This window comes from Klebsiella pasteurii (assembly GCF_018139045.1).
GTDB classification, from domain to species: Bacteria; Pseudomonadota; Gammaproteobacteria; order Enterobacterales; family Enterobacteriaceae; genus Klebsiella; species Klebsiella grimontii.
The window spans coordinates 4,959,945-4,983,239 of the sequence record NZ_CP073236.1; the positions used below are offsets into that span (position 1 = coordinate 4,959,945).

General features: G+C 60.4%; 25 protein-coding genes. 3 read left to right on the forward strand and 22 right to left on the reverse strand.

Features of this window, described 5'->3' with window-relative positions:
• The first annotated feature begins 3 nt into the window (after positions 1–3).
• A complete protein-coding gene (locus KCG39_RS23235; RefSeq protein WP_049114769.1) occupies positions 4–444 on the forward strand; it encodes a PTS sugar transporter subunit IIA in 441 nt (146 codons plus the stop codon).
• A 57-nt stretch (positions 445–501) separates the two neighbouring features.
• Positions 502–1,755, forward strand: a complete 1,254-nt coding sequence (locus tag KCG39_RS23240) for a polysaccharide deacetylase family protein (protein ID WP_004129044.1) — start codon at positions 502–504, stop codon at positions 1,753–1,755.
• Position 1,756: 1 nt separating this feature from the next.
• Here the strand turns inward: KCG39_RS23240 and panD are convergent, their stop codons facing one another.
• The 9 genes from panD to thpR all read right to left on the reverse strand — a co-directional run bounded on the left by panD (position 1,757) and on the right by thpR (position 8,747).
• Positions 1,757–2,137: an aspartate 1-decarboxylase gene (gene panD / locus KCG39_RS23245; RefSeq protein WP_004129045.1), complete on the reverse strand. Its 381-nt coding sequence runs from the start codon at positions 2,135–2,137 to the stop codon at positions 1,757–1,759.
• Positions 2,138–2,230: 93 nt separating this feature from the next.
• On the reverse strand, positions 2,231–3,085 hold the full coding sequence (gene panC, locus KCG39_RS23250; RefSeq protein ID WP_087828450.1) for a pantoate--beta-alanine ligase: 855 nt from the start codon (positions 3,083–3,085) through the stop codon (positions 2,231–2,233).
• A gap of 11 nt (positions 3,086–3,096) precedes the next feature.
• Complete coding sequence (panB, locus tag KCG39_RS23255) at positions 3,097–3,888, reverse strand: 3-methyl-2-oxobutanoate hydroxymethyltransferase (protein ID WP_142468519.1); 792 nt, start codon at positions 3,886–3,888, stop codon at positions 3,097–3,099.
• A 118-nt stretch (positions 3,889–4,006) separates the two neighbouring features.
• Positions 4,007–4,486 carry a 2-amino-4-hydroxy-6-hydroxymethyldihydropteridine diphosphokinase gene (folK, locus tag KCG39_RS23260; RefSeq protein WP_211811478.1) on the reverse strand — a complete coding sequence of 160 codons (480 nt, stop codon included), beginning with the start codon at positions 4,484–4,486 and terminating at the stop codon, positions 4,007–4,009.
• The gene (pcnB, locus tag KCG39_RS23265; RefSeq protein ID WP_075208596.1) at positions 4,483–5,880 is read right to left on the reverse strand and encodes a polynucleotide adenylyltransferase PcnB; all 1,398 of its coding nucleotides are present in this window, start codon (positions 5,878–5,880) and stop codon (positions 4,483–4,485) included. Before pcnB ends, folK begins: the two co-directional genes overlap by 4 nt.
• Before the next feature lie 51 nt (positions 5,881–5,931).
• A complete protein-coding gene (gluQRS, locus tag KCG39_RS23270) occupies positions 5,932–6,813 on the reverse strand; it encodes a tRNA glutamyl-Q(34) synthetase GluQRS (RefSeq protein ID WP_004129053.1) in 882 nt (293 codons plus the stop codon).
• 61 nt (positions 6,814–6,874) lie between these two features.
• Positions 6,875–7,330 (reverse strand): RNA polymerase-binding protein DksA, encoded by a 456-nt coding sequence (gene dksA / locus KCG39_RS23275; protein WP_004098689.1) that lies wholly within the window; start codon positions 7,328–7,330, stop codon positions 6,875–6,877.
• Positions 7,331–7,494: 164 nt separating this feature from the next.
• Entirely contained in the window at positions 7,495–8,211 is a 717-nt protein-coding gene (gene sfsA / locus KCG39_RS23280) for a DNA/RNA nuclease SfsA (RefSeq protein ID WP_004129055.1), read from the reverse strand.
• Positions 8,211–8,747 (reverse strand): RNA 2',3'-cyclic phosphodiesterase, encoded by a 537-nt coding sequence (thpR, locus tag KCG39_RS23285; protein WP_004129056.1) that lies wholly within the window; start codon positions 8,745–8,747, stop codon positions 8,211–8,213. The genes sfsA and thpR overlap by 1 nt, the downstream gene beginning before the upstream one ends.
• A 72-nt stretch (positions 8,748–8,819) precedes the next feature.
• Between thpR and hrpB the strand changes: the two genes are divergently transcribed.
• Complete coding sequence (hrpB, locus tag KCG39_RS23290) at positions 8,820–11,249, forward strand: ATP-dependent helicase HrpB (RefSeq protein WP_211811479.1); 2,430 nt, start codon at positions 8,820–8,822, stop codon at positions 11,247–11,249.
• Between the two features lie 97 nt (positions 11,250–11,346).
• On the opposite strand, the gene KCG39_RS23295 is transcribed toward hrpB, so the two are convergent.
• Genes KCG39_RS23295 through gspC form a run of 13 tightly spaced genes read right to left on the reverse strand, consistent with a single transcriptional unit; the run spans position 11,347 to position 22,968 of the window.
• A complete protein-coding gene (locus KCG39_RS23295) occupies positions 11,347–12,147 on the reverse strand; it encodes a prepilin peptidase (protein WP_142468517.1) in 801 nt (266 codons plus the stop codon).
• A complete protein-coding gene (locus KCG39_RS23300; RefSeq protein WP_004129061.1) occupies positions 12,147–12,905 on the reverse strand; it encodes a type II secretion system protein N in 759 nt (252 codons plus the stop codon). The genes KCG39_RS23295 and KCG39_RS23300 overlap by 1 nt, the downstream gene beginning before the upstream one ends.
• Positions 12,895–13,380 carry a type II secretion system protein GspM gene (gene gspM / locus KCG39_RS23305; protein ID WP_087828445.1) on the reverse strand — a complete coding sequence of 162 codons (486 nt, stop codon included), beginning with the start codon at positions 13,378–13,380 and terminating at the stop codon, positions 12,895–12,897. Before gspM ends, KCG39_RS23300 begins: the two co-directional genes overlap by 11 nt.
• The gene (gene gspL, locus KCG39_RS23310; RefSeq protein ID WP_142468516.1) at positions 13,373–14,569 is read right to left on the reverse strand and encodes a type II secretion system protein GspL; all 1,197 of its coding nucleotides are present in this window, start codon (positions 14,567–14,569) and stop codon (positions 13,373–13,375) included. The genes gspM and gspL overlap by 8 nt, the downstream gene beginning before the upstream one ends.
• A complete protein-coding gene (gspK, locus tag KCG39_RS23315; protein WP_049115516.1) occupies positions 14,562–15,542 on the reverse strand; it encodes a type II secretion system minor pseudopilin GspK in 981 nt (326 codons plus the stop codon). Before gspK ends, gspL begins: the two co-directional genes overlap by 8 nt.
• The gene (gene gspJ / locus KCG39_RS23320; RefSeq protein ID WP_049115513.1) at positions 15,539–16,135 is read right to left on the reverse strand and encodes a type II secretion system minor pseudopilin GspJ; all 597 of its coding nucleotides are present in this window, start codon (positions 16,133–16,135) and stop codon (positions 15,539–15,541) included. The genes gspK and gspJ overlap by 4 nt, the downstream gene beginning before the upstream one ends.
• Positions 16,132–16,497 (reverse strand): type II secretion system minor pseudopilin GspI, encoded by a 366-nt coding sequence (gspI, locus tag KCG39_RS23325; RefSeq protein WP_142468515.1) that lies wholly within the window; start codon positions 16,495–16,497, stop codon positions 16,132–16,134. Before gspI ends, gspJ begins: the two co-directional genes overlap by 4 nt.
• A complete protein-coding gene (gene gspH, locus KCG39_RS23330) occupies positions 16,494–17,006 on the reverse strand; it encodes a type II secretion system minor pseudopilin GspH (protein WP_049115509.1) in 513 nt (170 codons plus the stop codon). Before gspH ends, gspI begins: the two co-directional genes overlap by 4 nt.
• Positions 17,006–17,428 carry a type II secretion system major pseudopilin GspG gene (gene gspG, locus KCG39_RS23335; RefSeq protein ID WP_004098709.1) on the reverse strand — a complete coding sequence of 141 codons (423 nt, stop codon included), beginning with the start codon at positions 17,426–17,428 and terminating at the stop codon, positions 17,006–17,008. The genes gspH and gspG overlap by 1 nt, the downstream gene beginning before the upstream one ends.
• Positions 17,429–17,448: 20 nt before the next feature.
• Positions 17,449–18,654 carry a type II secretion system inner membrane protein GspF gene (gene gspF, locus KCG39_RS23340; RefSeq protein WP_004129079.1) on the reverse strand — a complete coding sequence of 402 codons (1,206 nt, stop codon included), beginning with the start codon at positions 18,652–18,654 and terminating at the stop codon, positions 17,449–17,451.
• A 1-nt stretch (position 18,655) separates the two neighbouring features.
• Entirely contained in the window at positions 18,656–20,149 is a 1,494-nt protein-coding gene (gene gspE / locus KCG39_RS23345; protein WP_004129080.1) for a type II secretion system ATPase GspE, read from the reverse strand.
• The gene (gene pulD, locus KCG39_RS23350) at positions 20,146–22,128 is read right to left on the reverse strand and encodes a GspD family T2SS secretin variant PulD (RefSeq protein WP_004129081.1); all 1,983 of its coding nucleotides are present in this window, start codon (positions 22,126–22,128) and stop codon (positions 20,146–20,148) included. The genes gspE and pulD overlap by 4 nt, the downstream gene beginning before the upstream one ends.
• Positions 22,129–22,968 (reverse strand): type II secretion system protein GspC, encoded by an 840-nt coding sequence (gspC, locus tag KCG39_RS23355; protein WP_211811480.1) that lies wholly within the window; start codon positions 22,966–22,968, stop codon positions 22,129–22,131.
• Between the last annotated feature and the right edge of the window lie 327 nt (positions 22,969–23,295).

A 23,295-nucleotide genomic window follows, 5' to 3' on the forward strand; every position in this document is an offset into this window, starting at 1 on the left:
GCGATGTTAGGTTGGGTGATTACCTGTCATGACGAACTGGCGCAGGAGATGCTGGATCGTCTGGAGAAAAAGTTTGGGCCGCTGACGCAGTGTCGGGCGGTTAACTACTGGCGTAATCTCAGCAGCAATATGCTGAGCCGCATGATGTGCGACGCGCTGCACGAGACGGATGGCGGAGAAGGGGTTATTTTTCTGACCGATAAAACCGGCGCGGCGCCTTATCGCGTGGCGGCGCTGATGAGCCATAAGCACACCCACTGTGAAGTGATTTCCGGGATCGACTATTCATTACTGGAAAGTATGTATTTGCTGCGCCAGAACCTGAGCAGCGAAGCTTTCCGACACGCCATTGTCAGCGCTGGAGGCCCGGCGGTGAGCAGCCTCTGGCATCAACAGCAAAAAAATCCGCCTTTTCGACTACTGCATGAGCCGTACGGGAATTAAGCATTGGTATTGATGATGCTTTTGTTACAATGACGGCAGTTCTTGTCTACCGGTTCGATGCGCATGTTTGCCCGAATTCTTGCTTTACTCCTCCTGTTCACGACGCTCGGCGCCTCCGCCAGTCTGTTAAGCCAGCAGGGTGTCCCGGCACGTTATATGCAGACGACCGAAGATGCCGATATCTGGGCGCAGGTGGGCAATCAGGTAGTGAGCGTCGGCAACGTACGGGCAGGACAAATACTGGCGGTAGTACCGACGGCGGCGGATTACTATGAGTTTAATTTTGGCTTTGCGACCGGCTTTATTGATAAAGGCCACCTGGAGCCGGTACAGGGTAAGCAGCGAGTTGAGGACAGCCTGGGCGATCTGCATAAATCCCTGAGCAACCAAAACCTCATGACCTGGAAAGATACGCCAGTATATGATGCCCCCGCCGTTGGCAGCGCGCCATTTGGCACCCTGGCGAGTAATTTGCGTTACCCGATTATCAGCAAGCTCAAAGATCGGTTGAATCAAACCTGGTTTCAGATTCGCATCGGCAACCGGCTGGCGTGGGTGAGCAGCCTTGATGCCCAGGAAGATAACGGCATCCCCATCCTTACCTATCACCATATTCTTCGTGATGAAGAAAATACCCGCTTTCGCCATACCTCAACAACGACTTCCGTTCGCGCCTTCAGCAATCAGATGACCTGGCTACGCGACCAGGGCTATACCACGCTGAGTATGTATCAGCTTGAGGGCTATCTGCGTAATAAAGTGAACCTTCCGGCGCGCTCGGTGGTGATCACCTTTGACGACGGGCTGAAGTCGGTCAACCGCTATGCCTACCCGATTCTCAAGCAGTATGGCTTTCACGCTACGGCTTTTATTATCTCGTCGCGCATTAAGCGCCATCCGCAGAAATGGGCGCCAAAATCGCTGCAGTTTATGAGTGTTTCCGAGCTAAAACAGATTCAGGACGTTTTTGACGTGCAGTCGCATACCCATTTTCTGCATCGGGTTGATGCCGAACGTCATCCAATTCTACTCAGCCGCAGCTATCACAATATTCTGTTTGATTTTGAGCATTCGCGGCGGGCGCTGGCGCAGTTTAATCCGCACGTACAGTATCTCTCTTACCCGTTTGGCGGCTATAACGCCACGGCGGTTCAGGCGGCGAATGACGCTGGTTTTCATCTGGCAGTGACGACGGTAAGAGGAAAGGTAAAACCGGGGGATAATCCGTTCTTATTGAAGAGGCTGTATATATTAAGAACGGATTCGCTGGAAACCATGTCGCGGCTGATAAGCAACCAGCCGCAGGGGTAGATCAGGCAACCTGTACCGGAATGGCTTTTGCCTGGCGCTTCATTTCATTCTCGCCTTCAAAATAGGCCACTTTCGGCTGCCAGGCGCGGGCTTCTTCGTCAGGCATCATAACGAAGCTGGCGATAATCAGAATATCACCGACGCTGGCACAATGCGCCGCCGCGCCGTTAACGGAGATAATTCGCGAACCGCGCTCCGCGGCGATAGCGTAGGTGGAGAAACGATTACCGTTGGTCACGTTCCAGATATGAATAGCCTCGTTTTCCAGGATGCCGGACGCATCCAGGAAATCCTGATCAATAGCGCAGGAGCCTTCATAGTGCAGGTCGGCCTGCGTGACTTTAACGCGGTGGAGTTTGCCCTGCAGCATATTACGAATCATAACGTCTACCTTTAAAGCTTAACGATAACAAAGCGGGCGTGACGTCCGCCTTGAGGAAATTCCTGGCAGTATTGCCCGATTTTTAACCCGTGTCTACCGAGCGAGCGCCACTATCTGGTTGTCGATCAAACGCGCTTCGCCGAGCCACGCCGCCATCAGGATCACCGCGCGCTGGCTGCTTTCGGTCAAATCGAGCAGCGTATCGGCGTCGCGGATCTGGATATCATCGGCGCGGAAGCCTTGTTCGTTCAGCTCCTGCCCGGCAATCGCGATCAACTCATCAAGGTTGCGCTCGCCGGCCGCCAGTTTCTCCGCCGCGCGATTCATCACCTTATATAGCCCTGGAGCGATTTTGCGCTGCTCTGCGCTGAGATAGCCGTTGCGCGAACTCAGCGCCAGCCCATCTTTCGCGCGCATAATCGGTACGCCGATAATCTCGATGTCGTAGCCCATATCCGCGACCATTTTGCGGATCAGCGCCAGCTGCTGGAAGTCTTTTTCGCCGAAGCAGGCGACGTCCGGTTGGATCAGGTTGAACAGTTTGCTAACGATAGTGGAAACGCCGCGGAAGTGGCCTGGACGGCTGGCGCCCTCAAGCATCGTCGACAGCCCCGGGACATCGACGTAGGTCTGGCTTTCGGTACCCTGCGGGTAGATTTCCGCCGCGGCAGGCGCGAAGACCAAATCGACCTTCCGTTTGTTCAGCTTTTCGCAATCGTCCTGCAGGGTGCGCGGATAGCGCGCCAGATCCTCAGCGCGGTCAAACTGCATTGGGTTGACGAAGATACTGGCCACCACCACATCTGCGCTGGCTTTGGCGGTATCAACCAGCTTCATATGGCCATCGTGCAGGTTGCCCATGGTGGGAACCAGCGCAATGCGCTTGCCCTCCTGGCGTAAACGGCGGATATGCTGGCGCAGCAGCGGCAGGGTTTCAATAATCAGCACAACAACACTCCTTAATGGAAACTGTGTTCTTCGCCCGGATAGACGCCGGACTCCACTTCGGCAACATATTGCCGTACCGCGGCGCGCATGTCGCCCGCTGTGCTCAGGAAATTTTTGGCGAATTTTGGAATATGGCCGCCGGTAATACCGAAAGCGTCATGCATGACGAGGATTTGTCCGTCAGTAACGTTGCCCGCGCCGATACCAATCACCGGGATGGTTAACGCCTCGGTGACGTGTTTCGCCAGCTCAACCGGTACGCACTCCAGCACCAGCAGCTGCGCGCCCGCCGCTTCCAGCGCCAGCGCATCATCCAGCAGAACTTGCCCGGCATCGCCGCGGCCCTGAATTTTATACCCGCCGAAGACGTTCACCGACTGCGGGGTCAGACCGAGGTGTCCGCACACCGGTACCGCACGCTCGGCAAGCATTTTCACGGTATCCGCCAGCCAGGCTCCGCCCTCGATTTTGACCATATTGGCTCCCGCGCGCATGACGATGGCGGCGTTCTCAAAGGTTTGTTCCGGCGTGGCGTAAGCCATAAACGGCAGGTCAGCGAGCAGCAAACAGTTCGGCGCGCCGCGGCGTACCGCACGCGTGTGATAGGCGATGTCTTCAACGGTCACCGGCAGGGTGGAATCGTGGCCCTGCACCGTCATGCCCAGCGAATCGCCGACCAGCATCACGTTAATACCCTCATCGGCGAACAGCTTTGCAAAGCTGTAGTCGTAGGCGGTGATAGTGGCGAAGCGTTTCTTCTCCTGTTTACATTTCTGCAGCAGGGCGATTGTGGTCGGTTTCATAACGTTTCCTGATGATGAAAGTCATATTAACCGGCATTCTAACAGCAGCATTCAGGGGGGCAATGGTTTTAGGCAACCGATTACCACGATCGCCGTAATTGTTAAAAACGAAGGGTTATTACCAGAGAGCGGGTTTTTCCGCGCCGAGATTTGCCAGAACAGCCGGTAATGCCGGACCGTCGGGGAAACGCAGGTCGGGGGCGATTTCAAACAGCGGCCACAGCATAAAACCGCGGTTTTTCATATCGTAGTGCGGTACGGTCAGGCGCGGGCTAGTAATCACTTCATCGCCGAACAGCATGATGTCGAGGTCCAGCGTGCGCGGTCCCCAGCGTTCGGCTTTACGCGTGCGGCCCTGATGCAGTTCAATACGCTGGGTGTTGTTGAGCAGCTCTTCTGCGGCCAGCGCGGTTTCCAGCGCGACGGCGGCGTTGAGGTAGTCAGGTTGATCCTGCGGCCCCAGGGGCGGCGTGCGGTAGAAAGAGGAAACCCTTATTACCCGGCTTTCGGGTATGTCCGCCAGCGCGTTAACGGCAGCGTTGACCTGCTCCAGCGGAGAGGCCAGATTGCTGCCAATCGCGATATAGACGAGCGTCATGCGCTACCTTCGCGGCGCGGCGCGCGTTTGCGCGGACGACGGTGGCGGCGGCGCGGGGCCGGATCGTCGCCTAAATCATCCAGCATATCTTTCTGATCCGGCGGCGCGGCGACCTGGAACTCGCCCCACCATTTGGTCAGACGCTGCAGCTCGCTGCTGTTTTCGGCGCCGGCGCGCAGCTCCAGCAGATCGTAGGCGGCGCGGAATTTTGGATGCTCCATTAGCTTCCACGCGCGTTTACCCTGACGGCGGGACATCCGCAGCTGAAGCTGCCAGATATCGCGCACCAGAGTGGTAATACGTTTCGGGATGGCCAGCGTACGGCAGGCCTCGTCCAGCACGTCGTTCATCGCCAACGCGAAGGCATCGTAGTAGGCCAGCCCGCTCTCCTGAGCGATTTTCTGCGCCGTTTCCAGCAGCGGGTACCAGAACATTACCGCGAACAGGAACGCCGGGTTAACGCGCATATCGTTGCGAATGCGGGTATCGGTATTCTTTAGCACCTGGCTGATGATGCGCTCCATTGGACTATCGCCGCGCTCGGTGAAGTAGCGGGTAATGGTCGGGAACAGCGGCTGGAACAGATTATATTCGCGCAGCAGGATATAGGTTTCATAACCGTCGCCGGCCTGCAGCAGCTTCAGGACTTCTTCAAACAGACGCGCCGGCGGCACATCGTGCAGCAGCGTCGCCAGGCGCGGGATCGGCTCGGCGGTCTCTTCGCTGATGCTCATATTAAGCTTCGCCGCAAAACGCACCGCGCGCAGCATGCGCACCGGATCTTCGCGATAGCGGGTTTCCGGATCGCCGATCAGGCGGACGACGCCATCCTGCAGATCTTTCATGCCACCGACGTAGTCGCGGACGGTGAAATCCGCCACGCTGTAGTAGAGGCTGTTGATGGTAAAGTCGCGGCGCTGGGCATCTTCTTCAATCGAACCGAAGATGTTGTCGCGCAGCAGCATGCCGTTCTGGCCGCGCTGGGAGGTGATGCGATCGGTAGTGTGGCCTTCATGATGGCCGCGAAAGGTGGCGACTTCGATAATTTCCGGTCCGAACATCACGTGCGCCAGGCGGAAGCGGCGGCCTACCAGACGGCAGTTGCGGAACAGCTTACGGACCTGTTCCGGAGTCGCGTTGGTGGTGACGTCAAAATCTTTAGGTTTTTTGCCCAGCAGCAGATCGCGTACGCCGCCGCCGACCAGCCACGATTCGTAGCCCGCCTTATTGAGTCTGTACATGACCTTGAGGGCATTTTCACTGATATCTTTGCGGGAAATTGCATGCTGCTCGCGCGGGATAACCGTCATATGTAATTGTTCGACGGCGGCTTCTGCCTCGCGCTCTTCACGGCTTAGCACCTTACGGCAAAAATTAGCGACTCGGGTAAAAATGGTACACCTCGTAGTGTCAGACGGACTTCAGGACAAAAAAATAGCGGCTAATCATAGCTCAGCGGAACGCATTTGAGAATGCTGGATTTGCTCCGGCCGCCAGTTCGCTATCGCGTACTTGAGTAAATCCTCAATACAGAGCGTCTGCCATTCCTGAATGACATCCTGATTAAGAAACGTTAACGCCCGCACAATTTCCGGGCGCGGATCGCCTTCAGGCAGCGCCGGAGCGTGGTTTTGCTTCGACAGTTTATTGCCCTGCGCGTTGAGGGCCAGCGGCAAATGGATATAGTCCGGCGCCTGCCAGCCAAAATGCTGATAGAGCGAAATTTGCCGCACCGTCGGCTCGATAAGATCGGCGCCGCGGACGATTTCGCTGACGCCCTGAAAATGATCGTCCACCACCACCGCCAGATTATAGGCGAACAGCCCATCGCGACGGTGGATAATAAAATCTTCCCGCGCCAGCGGCTCATTGGCGACGAGCGTACCGCGCAGCCGATCGTAAAATTCAAGGACAGGACGCGTTTGCCGCAGGCGCAGAGCGGCGTTTTCCGCGCCGAGGCGTAAATCCCGGCAGTGGCCGTCGTAAATACCGCCAATAGCGTGGGTACGCGCGCGGGTGCAGGTGCAGTAGTAGCAGAGGCCCTGCTCGCGCAGCCAGGCGAGGCGCTCGCGATAAGCTTCGTGGCGTTTTGACTGCCAGAGTACCTCTCCGTCCCAGTGCAGGCCGTAGTGTTCTAATTGACGAAGAATGGTGTCTGCGGCGCCTGGGACTTCTCGCGGCGGATCGATATCTTCAATGCGCACGCGCCAGATACCGTTCTGCGCCCGAGCCTGCAGATAGCTGCCAAGCGCGGCAATCAATGAACCGAAGTGGAGTTCGCCGGAAGGTGAGGGGGCAAAGCGCCCGATGTAGTGTGAATCTTTCATGATATGACTAAAACATCAGGGCGGGAGAAAGCTCCCGCCAGAGATGTGCCAGCGAAGTGAATTAGCCTGCCATCTGTTTTTCGCGAATTTCCGCCAGCGTTTTGCAATCAATGCACAGGTCGGCGGTCGGACGCGCTTCCAGACGACGGATACCAATCTCGACGCCACAGGATTCACAGAAACCGAAATCTTCGTCTTCGACTTTTTTCAGCGTTTTCTCGATCTTTTTGATCAGTTTACGTTCGCGGTCGCGGTTACGCAGCTCCAGGCTGAACTCTTCTTCCTGAGCGGCACGGTCTACCGGATCCGGGAAGTTAGCAGCTTCATCCTGCATATGCGTTACGGTGCGATCCACTTCATCCCTAAGTTGATTACGCCACGCTTCAAGAATGCGCTTGAAGTGCGCCAGCTGGGCTTCGTTCATATACTCTTCGCCCGGCTTCACTTGGTACGGCTCCACCCCAGCGATGGAGAGAATACTCAGGGACGATGTTTTACGGTTTTGCCCTTCTTGCATGTTGCTTCTCCTTAACACGCACTATCGATCCCCGTGTTGGGGGAAAAATCAGGCCGCTATAAATAGCAGATGCTTTTCCGGATAGCAATTATCTAAACGTTACACTTGACAACCCTGTGAGGAAAAGCGTATTTGCGCTCGCGACCCGAATACTATTTAGCCGTTTATTTACCGGGGGTTAACACCACGGTAATCGGCTTATTCAGAGTCATCATCTCAGTAGAAAGTTCCGCCTTGTACGCGAGAATTTCCACCCCCTTGTTTTGCGCCTCAATCAATAGCTGTGCGTATCTGGCATCAATATGATGCGCGGGAGAGAAACGGTCGATCGCCGAGTGCAGCACGGCGAACAAAATCACCGCCCGATCGCCCGCCGCCGCCACGCTCATCAGCTCCCGCAGGTGCTTCTGGCCGCGTTCGGTAACCGCATCGGGGAAGTAACCGTATTCCTTTTCCGCCAACGTAACCGATTTCACTTCAATATAGCAGTTTTGTTGGTCATCTGCTTGTAACAGAATATCAATGCGGCTGCTTTCATCACCATACTTCACTTCGCTTTTCAGCGTGTTATAGCCCAAAAGCTCGGGAATATTTCCCGCCAGAATCGCCTCTTTCGCCAACGTGTTAGCACGTAGAGTATTAACACAAATTGTCGCGCCTTCTACGGTTTCGGTAATTTCCCACGTGTGGGCATATTTGCGTTTAGGATTATCTGAAGTCGAATACCAGACGGTATCGCCCGGCGCGGCGCAGCCGGTCATGGCGCCGGTATTGGGGCAGTGCAGGGTCAGCTCGCGACCGTCGGGGGTGACCACATCCGCGAGAAACCGTTTGTAACGTTTAATGAGGGTGGCGGACCGTAGCGGGGGAGTAAATAGCATCAGCTTTCCTTGTCGAAAGGGTAACGTTCCAGCGCCTTGTAGCGGGTACGGCCGCGGCTAAAGCTGGATTCGTAGAGCACAAATTCGTTGACCGCAAACGCCCAGCGAAATCCGGGCGGCGGAATAGGCACCGCGTGGCGCGCGTCGCGCAGCAGGGTGACATGCGGATGAAACGGCTGCGGGCTCTGATAGCAGCCGCTGCGGGCGGCCTGGGCGCGCAGCATATTCGCTAATTGCAGAACCCCGCGCGGCGGCTGACGAGTGCCCAGCCATACCACTCGCGAACGCAGCCACTGCCCGGCATCGTCAAGGGTCAGGGTAAAGCCCGGCTGGCGAATTCGTTCGGCCATTGCTGATAGCGCCCGCTGTTTATCCGCGCTCACTTCGCCAAGAAACGCCAGCGTCAGATGGAGGTTTGCCGCCGTCACCGGTCGACCCGCATCTTCGGGAAAGCTGGCGGCGCGCCAGTGAACGATCTGCTGCTGAACTTCTGCGGGAAGTTCAAGGGCGAAAAACAGCCTTTTCGGCTCGGACATGATAGAGACTCGGTAATGAATTACCGGGATGCTACAATGCTTGCCCGCAAATGTTAACCTCCGGAGCGCTTCGTGTCCTCATTGCCGGTTGCCGCCGTCCTCCCTGAACTTCTTTCTGCCCTGCGGCATGCGCCGCAGGTTCTGCTTAATGCGCCAACCGGCGCCGGGAAATCCACCTGGCTGCCGCTGCAAATCCTCGCGCAGGGTGAAATTAGCGGGCGCATTATCCTGCTGGAGCCGCGGCGGCTGGCGGCGCGTAACGTGGCGCAGCGGCTGGCGGAACTGCTGGGGGAGAAGCCCGGCGAGACCGTGGGCTACCGCATGCGCGCGGAGACCTGCGTCGGGCCGAACACGCGCCTCGAAGTGGTGACGGAAGGCATTTTGACGCGGATGATCCAGCGCGATCCGGAGCTGAGCGGCGTGGGGCTGGCGATCCTCGATGAGTTTCACGAGCGCAGCCTGCAGGCGGATCTGGCGCTGGCGCTGCTGCTCGACGTACAGCAGGGGCTGCGCGACGATCTCAAGCTGCTGATTATGTCGGCGACGCTCGATAATGAGCGCCTGCAGCGTCTGCTGCCGGAGGCGCCGGTTATCGTTTCCGAAGGGCGCGCGTTTCCGGTTGAGCGGCGTTTTCTGCCTCTGCCGGCCCATCAACGGTTTGACGAAGGGGTGGCGATTGCCGCTGCGGAACTGTTGCGTAGCGAGAACGGTTCAATGCTGCTATTTCTGCCCGGCGTCGGAGAGATCCAACGGGTACAGGAGCGGCTGGCGGAGCGGGTGGCGAGCGATGTGATCCTTTGCCCCCTGTACGGCGCGCTACCGCTGAACGAGCAGCGCAAGGCGATACTGCCTGCGCCTGCCGGGATGCGCAAGGTGGTGCTGGCGACCAATATCGCCGAAACCAGTCTGACCATTGAGGGGATTCGTCTGGTGGTGGATAGCGCCCAGGAGCGCGTCGCCCGCTTTGACGCCCGCACCGGACTCACTCGCCTGGTCACGCAGCGGATCAGCCAGGCCTCGATGACCCAGCGCGCCGGACGCGCCGGGCGTCTGGAACCGGGGATCTGCCTGCATCTGCTCGCTAAAGAGCAGGCCGAGCGCGCTGCGGCGCAGGGCGACCCGGAAATCCTGCAGAGCGATCTGTCTTCGCTGCTGCTGGAGCTGTTGCAGTGGGGATGCCAGGACCCGGCCCAGCTCAGCTGGCTGGATCTGCCGCCTTCGAACAACCTGGCTGCGGCCCGGCGTCTGCTCACCGACCTTTCTGCGCTGGAAGGCGAGCGGCTGTCGGCGCACGGGCGCAAAATGGCGGCGTTGGGCAACGATCCGCGCCTGGCGGCGATGCTGACCGCGGCGGAGGATGCCGATAGCGCCGCCACGGCGGCTAAACTGGCGGCGATCCTTGAAGAGCCGCCGCGCGGCGGCAATAGCGATCTTAGCGCGGCGTTTGCCCGTCCGCAGGGCAACTGGCAGCAGCGGGCGCAGCAGCTGATGAAAAGGCTGACGGTGCGCGGCGGTCAGCCCGACGCCGACAGAATCGCGGCGCTGCTGGCCTCCGCTTTTGCCGACCGTATCGCCCATCGCCGCGGCCAGGAGGGGCGCTACCAACTGGCTAACGGGATGGGGGCGATGCTCGACGCCGACGATGCGCTGGGCCGCCACGAATTGTTGATTGCGCCACTGCTGCTGCAAGGGAGTGCATCGCCGGACGCCCGGATCCTGCTGGCGCTGCCGGTCGATATTCACGCGCTGATTGAGCGGTGTCCGGCGCTGGCCCAGCGCTCCGATATCGTCGAGTGGGATGAGGCGTTAGGCACGCTGAAGGCCTGGCGGCGCACCTGTATCGGACGCCTGGTGATTAAGACCCAGCCGCTGGCGAAGCCGTCGGAAGAGGAGTTGCATCAGGCGATGCTCAACGGGATCCGCGAGAAGGGGCTGAGCGTGCTTAACTGGACGCCGGAAGCGGAGCAGCTGCGTTTGCGACTGCACTGCGCGGCGCAGTGGCTGCCGGAGGAGGCATGGCCGGCCGTTGATGAGGCATCGCTGCTGGCCTCGCTTGAACAGTGGCTGCTGCCGCAGATGGCGGGCGTCCATTCGCTGCGCGCGCTGAAGGCGCTGGACGTGCGTCAGGCGCTGCAAAACTGGCTGCCGTGGCCGCTGCGCCAGAAGCTGGACAGCGAACTGCCCACGCACTATACGGTGCCGACCGGTAGCCGCATCGCGATTCGTTATCACGATGATAATCCTCCGGCGCTGGCGGTGCGGATGCAGGAGATGTTTGGCGAGGCGACGACCCCGACCATCGCTCAGGGGCGGGTGCCGCTGGTGCTGGAGCTGCTGTCGCCGGCGCAGCGCCCGCTGCAGATCACCCGCGATTTAGGCGCATTCTGGCAGGGGAGCTACCGCGAAGTGCAAAAAGAGATGAAAGGGCGCTATCCGAAGCATGTCTGGCCGGACGATCCGGCCAATACCGCCCCGACCCGGCGCACCAAAAAGTATTCGTAACCGGAGAGTTTCCGGGTTGCGGCGTAAGCGCCTTACCCGGGCTACCGGACCAGCACCGCCCGTAGCCCTGCTAAGCGCAGCGCGAGCAGGGGATATTTTATACCTGGCTCCACAAAAAGATGCCGCCGCCCGCCAGCGCCAGCCAGGGCCCGAAGGCCAAAGGCTGCTGGAGCGACTGCCGGGTTATCAGGCGCTGCAGCAGCGTCCAGACCAGGCCGCTGGCGGAAGCCAGCAGCAGCGTCTGCGGCAGCGCCTGCCAGCCGAGCCACGCGCCGAGCGCCGCCAGCAGCTTGAAATCGCCGTAGCCCAGCGCCTCTTTACCGGTCAGCAGACGGAACACCCAGTACACCGACCACAGCGACAAATACCCGGCCATCGCGCCAATGACCGCCTCCGCCAGCGGCGCGAAGGTATCGGAAAGATTGAACAGCAGACCGGCCCACAGCAGCGGTAGCGTCAACCCGTCCGGCAGCAGCTGCGTTTGCGCGTCGATGGTAGCAAGAATCAGTAGAACCGACAGCAGAAGCAAGCCGCCCAGCAGCGGTATGCCCGGAGGTATCAGGTATCCGACCAGCATAAACAGCGCGCCGGTCGCCAGCTCCATCAGAGGATAACGAGGCGAGATGGGTTCCCCGCAGCAGCGCGAACGTCCCTTAAGAAACAGGAAGCTCAGCAGCGGGATATTGTCCCGCCAGGCGATGGGCTCACGGCACTGCGGACAGAACGACGCGGGAAAACAGAGATTGATTCCCTCTGCGTGCGCCATCATCAGCGGTAAACGATGGATAACGACGTTAAAAAAGCTGCCGAACGCCAGTCCGGACAGGAATAAAAAGCCGCCCCAGATTGACGGGTATTGCGCGGCGAACTCGGGTAATAACGCGATGTTTTCGAACATTATTTTTTCTCCTCGGATAGCCACTCTCCTTGCCACCGCCACGGTATACGTCCCTGCTCATCTTTACGGCCGTTTTGCGCGAGCAGCAGCGTCAGCAGTGCCGGAGCCGCCTGACGAGGTTGTAGCGTACCGTTAAACGTATAGCGCCCGTCGGGCGTTAGAACGCCCTGTCCGGTGAGGCTGAGCTGATGGGAGTCCTGGGTCAGGGCGACAGCCAGGGCGCCCGCCGGGGTACAGCTTAATTTGCCGTTGACCTGGGCCAGTTCGAGCGACCCGGCGGGGGAGCTGAGCGCCGCGTCCCGCCACTGCACGGTGCTGGCGGTCATCTGTCGGCAGCCGTTGGCGTTAAAGCTGGCCTCCGGCAGCGTCATCACCAGCTGACCGCGGGCTTCCAGCGGCATACCCAGCGCTAGCCGCTGGCTGATTAAACGGGCCGGAGCTTCGAGTCGGCCCTCGCGCACCACGAATTCGTTCAGACCGTGCAGCCAGACCTGGCCGCGCAGACCGGAAGGATCGTTAAAACGGATATGCCAGCCGGGAAGCCAGGACGAGAAGCCAAATTCCCAGCGTAAATAGGCTAATTCAACGCCGCGCCAGCTGGCCTGAAGGGCTTCTCCCTTCCACAGGGTGCCTGTTGGTTCGACGAGCCGCGCGCCTTCCGGTAGCGCCAGAGCCAGCAGACGCGCCGGCGCGCTGAGCAGCAGCCAGAAGAGATAGATCGCCGCCAGTAGCAGGCCGATAGTGAGTCTATTTTTCATCGCTGCGCTCCAGCACTAGCGTATTAATCGTCACCCAACCGGGCTGCTGCGCCACGGCGGTCACCGCCAGGGTGGCGGTGGTCATCCCCGTCTGACCCAGCGCGTCCAGCCATGCCATCAGCGCCTGGAAATCGGCGGGCTGTACGGTAAGGCTCAGGCGGGAGCCCTGCGGCTGCAGGCGAACGATAGCGATGCCGTGACGGGCGGCTTCGCGCATAATCACCGTCGAGGGTTCTTCCAGCGCGGCAGAAGGTTTCCGCTGGTTAAGCTGACGGAGAAGGGGCGTCTGCTGGCGCATCCACTGCAGGCTGGCCTGCTCCCTGGCCAGCGTTTGCCGCCACTGCGCTTCGCGGTTTTGCCACGGCTGCCATAACGTGTAATAGACCAGGCCGATGAGCAGCGCTACGACCATCCCCAGCAGCAGATACCGTTCGCGGCGCGTACGCTGTTGCCATAAGGTGAGCAGGTTATGCATCGTCCCCCTCCAGCGTCAGGCGCCCTTCAATACCGTCGGCGCGCGGCTTCATCTCGCCGGTCTGCACGCGAAACCCCGCCCGCGCCCGCTGGCTGAACTGCTCCATGGCCTGCGAGGAAACGGCGGATATCTCCAGCTGCAGCGCGTTGCGCGCGGCATCAAAGCTCAGCGTCCGCAGGCGGATGCCCGGCGTGTCGTCGATGATTTGCTGCAGCGCGCCGAGCCGCGAGATAAGCGCTGGCCGGGCGCCCGCGTTTTTCATCTCTCGCAGATGCTGCTGCATTTGCTGGCGCGGGTTGACGACGTTCTTTTCCGTTTTGAACCACTGGCGGTAAAAATCACGGCTGGCCTGCACGGCGGCGTCGGCCTGCTGTCCCAGCATGAGATGATCGTGGAGGCGATTACCGCTCCACAGCAGCAGTAGCGCCAGCGCCCCGGCGATTGCCGGGCGCCAGCGTCGTGGCGTCAGCTGCCGGCGGCGTTTAGCAGCAAAATCGCCCTGGCGTAAGCAGATTCTGCGCGCATCGGGATTGGCCGCCGCCAGCGCCAGCAGATCCTGCGCCGGGAGAGGCTGCCACGGCGCGGCGATATCCGGCGGCGGCGAGTAGCAGGCGATGGGCGCGAGGTCTTGCCAGTGGGTCAGCAACGGGTCGAGCCATACGGTTTCCACCGCCATTCCGCCCCACGAATCACAGCGAAACAGCCATTGCTCGCCGCAGCGTACGGCGCTCCAGGCGGTGGGACTGTGCGGTAGGGTAAGGACATCCGGCGTCAGGGCCAGCACGTTCAGTCCGAGCCCCTCGCACCAGGCCTGCCAGGCGCGCATCTTTTCCCGCCCGACCACCGCCACGGCGCAGTCGGTTTTGTGCTGGTGGAGCAGGGCAAAGTGGCTCTCCTCAACCTCCGTCGCCAGCTGTTCTTCGAGTAAAAACCCCAGCGCCTGCTGTGGTCTTCTGCGCGCCCCGGCGGGCAGAGTGACGCGATGAAATGCGCAGTCGCTGGCGGGCACCAGTACCCAGGCCGGATGGCGCTGCGCCAGCAGGCTGAGCGTCCGATCGTCAGCGTCAGGATGCCACTCTCCGGCCTGCGCCGCGTCGCCCGGCGCGGCAAGCCGCCATATCGCCGTCACGGCATCAGGATTGAGGCGAACAATCAGCACGGCGGCGGAAGAGGTATGGTGGTTATTCATCGGCTACCCAATAGATTCCGTAGCGCCGCTGGACGACGCCGAAGGTACGCCCCTGCTTTTGCAAGAGGCTGCGTTGCTGATAGCGGGCGCTGCCCATCACCACGCTAAAGGTGGCGATAAAACGCTCGCTGCGCACCGCCAGCCACGGACGCGCGGCGGCGGTATCGATTTTTTGTAATGTCGGTTGCGACAGGAAGGCGGCGACGCTGCTCCAGCCGGTAGCCGCGCGGGTTTGTACTAGCTGCCGGGCTTCAGAGACGGTGAGTTCAGCGGGGAAGATCGCCGCCAGCAGCGCGGCCTGAGCGGGCTGCAGGGTATTGACGTTCACCTGCAGCGCATCCTCCGGAAGGGCGCAGACAAATGGCAACAGGCGCTGATAGAGCGCGGCGTCCATCCCGGCCAGCAGGCGCAGCTCGCTGACGTCCTGCAGCGGCTGATTGCCGGTCAGATAGCCGGGGGATTGCGCCATATAGACTTCGTCTTCCGCGCCGTTCAGTAGGGCCTGGCGATCGTCATCGACCCAGTCGCGCAGGGCGGCGGTCAGCTGTAAGGCGCGCAGCGGCTCGCTGCCGAGGTTCTCCAGGAGTCGGGTAAAGATCTGTGCGGGGTAAGGTATTTCGTCGCTTTCGTCGTCGCCACGCTGGTTAATGGCGTTGAGGTTGAAGCAGGCCTGAGCGTCGGTCATTGTGGCGTAGATCTCGCCGTCATTGACCGTAAAGCGGCGTCCCTGCTGGGCCCAGTTCTGCGCCAGATGGGTCTGGTTCGGCGAGTCGATCGTGTCGCGTTGCAGCAGCGCAGCCGCGAGGGTTTCCGCCCCCAGCGCGTACCATTTGGCCTGCAGGTTATCGAGGGTGGTGGCGGTCTGCTGGTACATCCGCGCGCTGCGCTCGGTCATGGCGCTCGCCAGCACCATCATCAGGGCGAGGATCAGCAGCACCATGAGCAGGGCGACGCCGCGCTGGCGGTTGTTCATCGACTGCCTCCCGGCGTAAGCAGAAACAGTCGGCGGATCTCGCCGTACGGCTCCAGCGTCAGGGTGACTTCCAGCCCCTGCGGCAGCGTCTGCGTCTGCAGCCATTCATCCTGCCAGCGGCCGCTGGCGTAAAAACGCAGGCCAAATGCCCGCACGCCGCGCAGCACAATAGTCACCGTTGGTTGGCTACCGGGCAGCGGGTCCTGCTGCTCGTAGCTCAGACGTTCCAGCTGGCTGTCGCGCAGGCGGTAGCTGACGTTCTGAATTTCCGAACGCGGCAGGAGCCCCAAAGGATTGGGCCAGCCGTTGCGGCTAAAGGCGATCGCCCAGTCGTCGCTGCCGAGCTGAAAGCGCCCGGCAAAAAACAGGCTCGCGCTGTCGCGGCTGCGGCGGGGAATGATTTGGCTAAAGTCCGCCGCCATCTGGCTGAACGTTTGCTGTAACGCCTGCATGCGCCCGCCCTTATCGCGGGTGAGCGTATCGGCGCGCATCACGTTTTGCAGCACCGTGACCGCGGCGACGCTGAGCGCGGCGAGAATGGCCAGCGCCAGCAGCATTTCGACGAGGGTAAAGCCGCTTGAGCGCCGGATCATGGCGACGTCACGTAGGTGCGCAGCGAAGAGATCGCGGTCTTATCGCTTTTGGCGTGGCGGACCTCGACGTCCAGAGCCCGCAGCTGAGGCAGGTCGGTCTCCACCCCCTGCCAGCGAATATGCCAGCTGATGCCTGCCGCCTGCACCGTGGTTTCCGACCAGCTCAGCGCTGGCCAGCGGTTTTCCAACCGGAGCTGTACCAGCTGATTGTCCGCCAGCCAGCTAGCGAGGGTTTTCTCCTCCATGCGTCCCAACTGGCGGGTTTGCTGGAGCGTGGCCTGCATCACCGCCAGCCCGGCGAGAGCGAAGACGACCAGGGCGACCATGACTTCAATCAGCGTCATACCGGACTGCTTTTTCATTGCGCCTCCTGCGCTTCGGGCAGGCTTTTGCCGCGGGCGTTATACGCGATACCTGGCGCCTCGCCGATGGTCAGCCGGAACGGCGTCATCTCCCCGCCGGGAAAGATCAGCACATCGGGATTGTCGCCCGGCGTCCAGGCATCGCCCTGCGGAAAGGCGAGGTTCAGCTTGCCCCCGGCGCTTCTGCCCGAAGTGGCGACGCGTCCGGCGCGCAGCGGCAGCCAGCGATAGCCGCTCCAGCCGTCGTCGGCGGGTGCCGGATCGGCGCCATCGCGGGCCTCCAGAACCAGAAACTGCCAGCGGTCTGGGTGCACCGAGACGCCAAAGAACTGGCCGGTTTGCAGCCCTCGCTGCTGGACAAAGTGCAGCTGCGCTTCAAAGCGCGCCAGCGTCTGCGCCGCGCTATCGTCGCGCGAGGCGGGGAAGGCCAGCAGCACCATGCCCGCGCTGACCCCCATCAGCAGCAAAATGAGCATCATCTCCAGCAACGTAAAGCCGCGCTGTCGCACTATTTCTTCCCGATCGTCCAGTTGCCGATATCGTCATTGCTCTCCGGCACGCCGTCCGGCCCAAGGCTGAAAATATCCACCTGTCCGTGCTGGCCGGGGCTCAGTAGCTGGTAATCGCTGCCCCAGGGATCCTGCGGCAGACGGCGAATATAGCCGCCTTCGGGATAGTTGCGCGCGTGCGGCTCGGCGGATGGCGCGCTGACCAGCGCCTGCAGCCCCTGCTCGGTGGTGGGATAGCGGCTGTTGTCCAGTTTATACATGTCCAGCGCGCCCTCGAGCGCCACAAGATCGCTGACCACTTTTTGCCGGTCGGCCTTTTCCTTGTTGCCCATCAGGTTGGGCACCACGAGGCTGGCGAGCACGCCGAGGATAACAATCACCACCATGATTTCCAGTAAGGTGAATCCGCGCTGTCGTTGCATATTTTTCTCCATTAGAACAATTACATACTCATCAAAGTATTGAGCTGCAGTATCGGCTGCAGGATGGCGAGGACGATAAACAGCACCATGCCGGCCATCGCCACTACCAGCAGAGGTTCAAACAGACTGAGGGCCAACTGAATTTGCGCGCTCAGCTCCCGGTCCTGGTTATCCGCCGCGCGCTCCAGCATGCCGTTGAGCTCGCCGCTCCGTTCGCCGCTGGCGACCATGTAGCGCATCATCGGTGGGAAAAGCTGGGTCATTTCGAGCGCGCGATGGAGGCTGACGCCTTCGCGCACCGCGTCGCTGGCGGCTTCCAGCTGGCGCTTCGCCCAGGCGTTGCTTAACACTTCCGCGCTGATGCGCATCGCCAGCAGCAGCGGAACGGCGCTGGCGTTGAGAATGCTCAGGGTGCGGGCGTAGCGGGCGCTGTTAACGCTGCGCGCGACCCGGCCAATCAGCGGCAAGCGCAGCAGCAGCCGGTGCCAGGCCAGTCGCTTTGCCGGCTGCCGCAGCAGGTAGCGCAGCAGCAGAGCGATGAGCATGGCGGCCAGCAGCAGCCACGGCCCGGCGGCGCGCAGCATATCGCTCATCGCCATCAGCAGGCGGGTGGAAAACGGCAGCGCCTGCTTAAGGTGGATAAACTGATCGACAACCTTCGGCACCACCGTTGAAAGCAGAATCACAATCACGCTGACCGCCACCAGGGTCAGCACGATGGGGTAAATCATCGCCTGCAGCAGGCGGGCGCGAAGCTGCTGGCGCTGCTCAGTGTAGTCCGCCAGCCGGTTCAGCACGCCGTCGAGGTGGCCTGAAGCTTCTCCGGCGGCGACCATCGCGCAGTAGAGCGCGTCGAAGCAATTCGGGTAGCCGCGCATCGCTTCCGCCAGCGAATGGCCTTCCAGCACTTTGCCGCGTACGCCGGCGATCAGCGTTTTCAACTGCGGTTTTTCACTCTGCTGGGCCACCGCGTCGAGCGCTTTTTCCAGCGGGATGGCGGCGGCGACCAGCGTCGCCAACTGGCGGGTGACGAGGGCGAGATCGCGGGCGCCGGTGCGGCGGATAAAGCGCAATGGCCTGCCGCCGCCGGCTGCCGGGTCGATGTCAAGCGCCAGCCAGCCCTTTTCTCGCAATAGCTGGCGCGCGTGGCGGGCGGAGTCCGCCTGCTGGACGCCGCGCCGGGGTTTGCCCTGTTCGTCAAGGGCCTGGTAACGAAACAGCGTCATTTCAGGAAGCCTCCGCGATCGGCTGCTCGGTGACCCTTAGCACCTCTTGCCAACTGGTGATCCCGGCCAGCGCCTTTTCCCGCCCGGCGCGGCGTAGGGTCATATAATCCGCCCCTAGCTGTTGGATCAGCGTCACCTCATTTTCGCCGCGGTGGATAGCCATGCGTACGCGATCGTCCACCAACAGCAGTTCGTGGATGCCGGTGCGTCCGCGATAGCCGGTAAAACCGCACTCGGCGCAGCCCCGGGGCTGCCAGAGCGCCGTGCCGGGGGCGATCTCCATCTGGCGGGCGGCGTCGGCGTTTGCCGGTTCCTGCTGGCGGCAGTGCGGGCAGAGTCGGCGCACCAGCCGCTGCGACATCACCGCCAGCAGCGAGGTGGAGAGCAGAAAAGGCTCCACGCCCATGTCCTGCAGGCGCGAGATGGCCCCCAGCGCGCTGTTGGTGTGCAGCGTCGAGAGCACCAGATGGCCGGTTAACGAGGCCTGTACGGCGATTTGCGCCGTCTCGCCATCGCGGATTTCGCCCACCAGCACCACGTCAGGGTCCTGGCGCAAAATAGCGCGCAGCCCGCGGGCAAAGGTCATATCGACTTTCGCGTTAACCTGGGTCTGACCGATGCCCTCCAGCTCATATTCGATGGGGTCTTCAATGGTCATGATGTTGCGTTCCCGCGCGTCGAGGCGGCTCAACGCGGCGTAGAGGGTGGTGCTTTTTCCCGAACCGGTCGGCCCGGTCACCAGCACGATGCCGTGCGGGCGGGCGATCAGCCCATCTACCTGCTTCAGCAGGGCGGGAGTCATCCCGAGGGTCAACAGGTCGAGATTGACGCTATTTTTATCGAGCAGACGCAGCACCACGCGCTCGCCGTAGCTCGACGGCAGGGTGGAGACGCGCACGTCGACGGCGCGTCCGCCAATGCGCAGCGCCATGCGCCCATCCTGAGGAATGCGCTTTTCGGCGATATCCAGGCTCGCCATCACCTTAATGCGCGAGATCAGCAGCGCGGCGAGGCGGCGCTGGGGGCGCAGGATTTCGCGCAGGACGCCGTCGACGCGAAAGCGAATTTGCAGGTGGCGCTCATAGGTTTCGATATGAATATCCGAGGCTTTCTCTTTGATGGCCTCGGTAAGCATGGCGTTAATCAGGCGAATAATCGGCGCGTCGTCTTCGCTGTCCAGTAGGTCGTCGGTGTCCGGCAGCTCTTCAGCAAGGGTGTATAAGTCCAGCTCGTTGCCGATATCCGCCATCATGCGTCGGGCCTCGGCGGAGTCACGCTGATAGCTCAGCACCAGCAGCTTTTCGAACGCCTCTTCTTCCAGCCGCTCGAGGCGAAACGGCATCGCGGCGACCCGGCGGACTTCCAGCAGCGCCTGCGGCGCGGTAGCGGCGAGGCAGAAAACCTCGCAGCTTTCGCCGTTGCTCAGGAGCATCACGTTGTGCGCGCGGGCGTAGCCGAAGGGGAGCAGCGGGCGTCGTTCAGCGGCGGGGGTCATAGATTGCCTCCCAGATTGAACGCGTCGATAGCGGCGCTGACCTGGCGGAACGCGGCGGTATCCTGGCGCGGGTAGATCTCCAGCAGATCCTGATTCAGCATCGCGTCATTGTTCTCTTTGCCGCGCTGTTTGCTCTGGGCGTCATTAAAGGCGGTGTACTGCCCGGATGAGGCCTGACGGTACTCGTCGCGGTCGCGGATCACCGTCGGGCGGATAAACAGCATCAGGTTGCGCTTGGAGACCTTTTTACTGGTGGAACGGAACAGCGCGCCAATGACCGGAATATCGCCGAGCAGCGGTACCTTGTCGGCGGTGTCGGAGACGCTTTTATCCAGCAGGCCGCCGACGACCACCGTCTCGCCGCTGCCGACCAGCACTGCGTTATTGACCGTGCGGGTATTGAAGGTCGCGCCGAGATCCGAACTGGTGCTGGAGGCGGCGTCCGCCACGCTGGAGACCTCCTGTTCGATCTCCAGCAGAACTGAATCGCCTTCGTTGATTTGCGGCTTCACTTTTAGCTTGATGCCGACGGTTTTACGCTCGACGGTATTGAAGATGTTATCGCCGGAGGTGGTTTGCGAGCCGGTGAGTACCGGGACCTCCTGGCCGACGTTAAAGGTGGCTTCCATGTTGTCGAGGGTAACGATGCTCGGCGTGGCGAGAATGTCGTTCTTGGTGCTGCTGGAGAGGGCGGTTAATAGCATCGCCCAGTTGCCCTGGTAGAAGCCGGCGGCAATGCCGTTGAAGGAGCTTAAGGCGCTGGCCAGCGAGCTGCTGACGGTGCCGTCTTTGTTGTACTGGTTGGCTCCGGCGATGGCGGTGGATATCGGCAGGCCGCTATTGGTGAACTGGGTCATTCCGGCATTTTTATTGGCCCACTGGATGCCGAGGTTCAGACCGTCAGCGTCCTGCACTTCGGCGATAATCGCTTCGACCAGCACCTGCGGGCGGCGGATATCAAGCTGGGCGATTACCCGTTCAAGGTCGTTCATCACGTCCGGGGCGGCGGTGACGATCAGGGCGTTAGTCTGGCCATGCGCTTTGATAATGATATTTTTATCCAGCGCCGCCACCGGCTTCGCGGCCTGCTTTTCGCTCTGCATCGTGCTGCTGATGCCGGTCAGCACTTCGACCAGGTCGGAGGCTTTGGCGTATTTCAGGTAGATCACTTTAGTATTGCCCTGCGTCGCCTGCTGGCGATCGAGCTGCTTAATCATGGCGATGATTCGCTGGCGGGAGTTCGGCTCGCCGCTGACCAGTACCGCGTTGGTGCGTTCATCGGCCACCACGTTGGCGACCATCGAGCCGGGCAGCGCTGATTTGCTGGTGTCCTTGTTGAGTTCGGTCACCAGCTTGACCACATCGGCGGCGGAGGCCCAGGCGAGGGGAACGGTTACTACGCTTCGGTCTCCGGCGTTATCGACGCGTTCGACGATGGTTAGCAGCCGTTTGATGACCGCCGCGCGGCCGGTCATCAGCAGGACGTTGGAGGGTTCATAGTGCACCACGCTGCCTGCGCCGGCGTTGTCGTTAAGCTGGCGCAGCAGGGGCGCCAGATCGCGGGCGGCGACGTTGGTCAGGGGCACCACGCGGGTGACGACCTCATCGCCAATACCCGGCGCAGCGTCGCTCGCCACCGGCACCGCGGCGGTTTTCGCGTCCTTCGAACGCACCACTTTCAGGACGCCGTTATTCATATTAATCACCGCGAAGCCGTAGACATCGAGCACGCTGAGGAAGAATTGATAATATTGCTCTTCATTAAGCATGTCGTAGCTGCGTACGGTAATGGTGCCGCGCACGCTGGGATCGATAATGACCGTTTTATTCAGGTTTTTACTCACCGTATTGATAAATTCCTGAATGTCGGTGCCCTTGAAGCTCGCGGAAAACTCTTCCGCCGCGGCTGGCCTGAATAACAGTGCGGCGAATATCAGCAGCGTCAGGGAAAATGAGCGGATAACGTTGGCGATGATCAATTATTCATCCCTCAGGGCTAGATAAATATCGTTTTTCTGGCCGTCGCGTTCAACGGTAAGGGTTATTTCAGTTAATTCCGGCAACTGGTCTAATACCTGGCGAGCCTGCTCTTTATCGCGTAAATCCAGACCGTTGAGGGCTATCGCCAGATCGTTTTCCCGGAGACCCGCCAGGCGAAATAGCGCTGGGTCTTTGCCCGGGTTCAGGCGATATCCGCTGAGCTTGTCATTAACCATGACTGGCGAAATATTAAGGTAATGAAGAATATTTTGCGGCTGCGCGCGGAGCTCCTGCGCCAAGTGGCGGGCTGGCGGCGCGGCGCTATTTTTGCTGGCAGCGGGCGGGTCGTTAAACAGCGGGATAGCCTCGTTTCTGCCGCGGTAATTAACAATCAGGCGGTCAGGGAAAATAGCGACGATTTTCGCCTCTCCGCCCGGCGTATTATCGCCAATCACGAGGCTAACCTGTTGATTTCCTTTCATCATTATGGCGATGGCGCGGGAGGGGTCGGTGCTGGCAAGCAGTCCGGTAACGCGAAGTTTGAGCGCCGAAACGGGCGCCTGGTAGAGGTTGCCGCCGGGCGCGGAGGCGGGGGTTTTCTCCGCAAGGCCAAACAGCGTAAAGCGCGGCAGCGCCGTTTCCGGGGTAGGGGCTGCGGGTGCCGTCATATCGGCAGAGCTCAATACGTTATCCGTAAAGTTTACCGGGATAATTATTTTCCAGGTTAATTGCGCGAGCTGCTGGCAGATAAAAAATAATATGATGGAGGTCACAATATGAGGCGCATATTTTATTATTTTTTTATTTGGTATTGTTAATCTCATCACGGAATTATGCATTTTTATTCCTTTGCTCATTCTATTTCCCTCAACAAAAGGTACCGCCCTACCGATATGGGTGGGGCATTTTTTATTTTTGAGCGTGCTTATTGCGGGAATCTGCGTAGGTCGCGGTGAATCATAAAGAGTTTGGCTATTGCGGTCGTCATTCCCTTTTTATTTTTACTCCTCCGGCCGCCTACGCCCCCGGAGGATGAGTGAATGGATGATTGAACCTAAGAGAGCAAGAATATCTAATTATCGACGCTTTAAAGATATGCTCGTCATTTTTCATGGTGCTGTAATGCACTCTGACTAATTTCGTTCATAGAACACTTCATATAATTA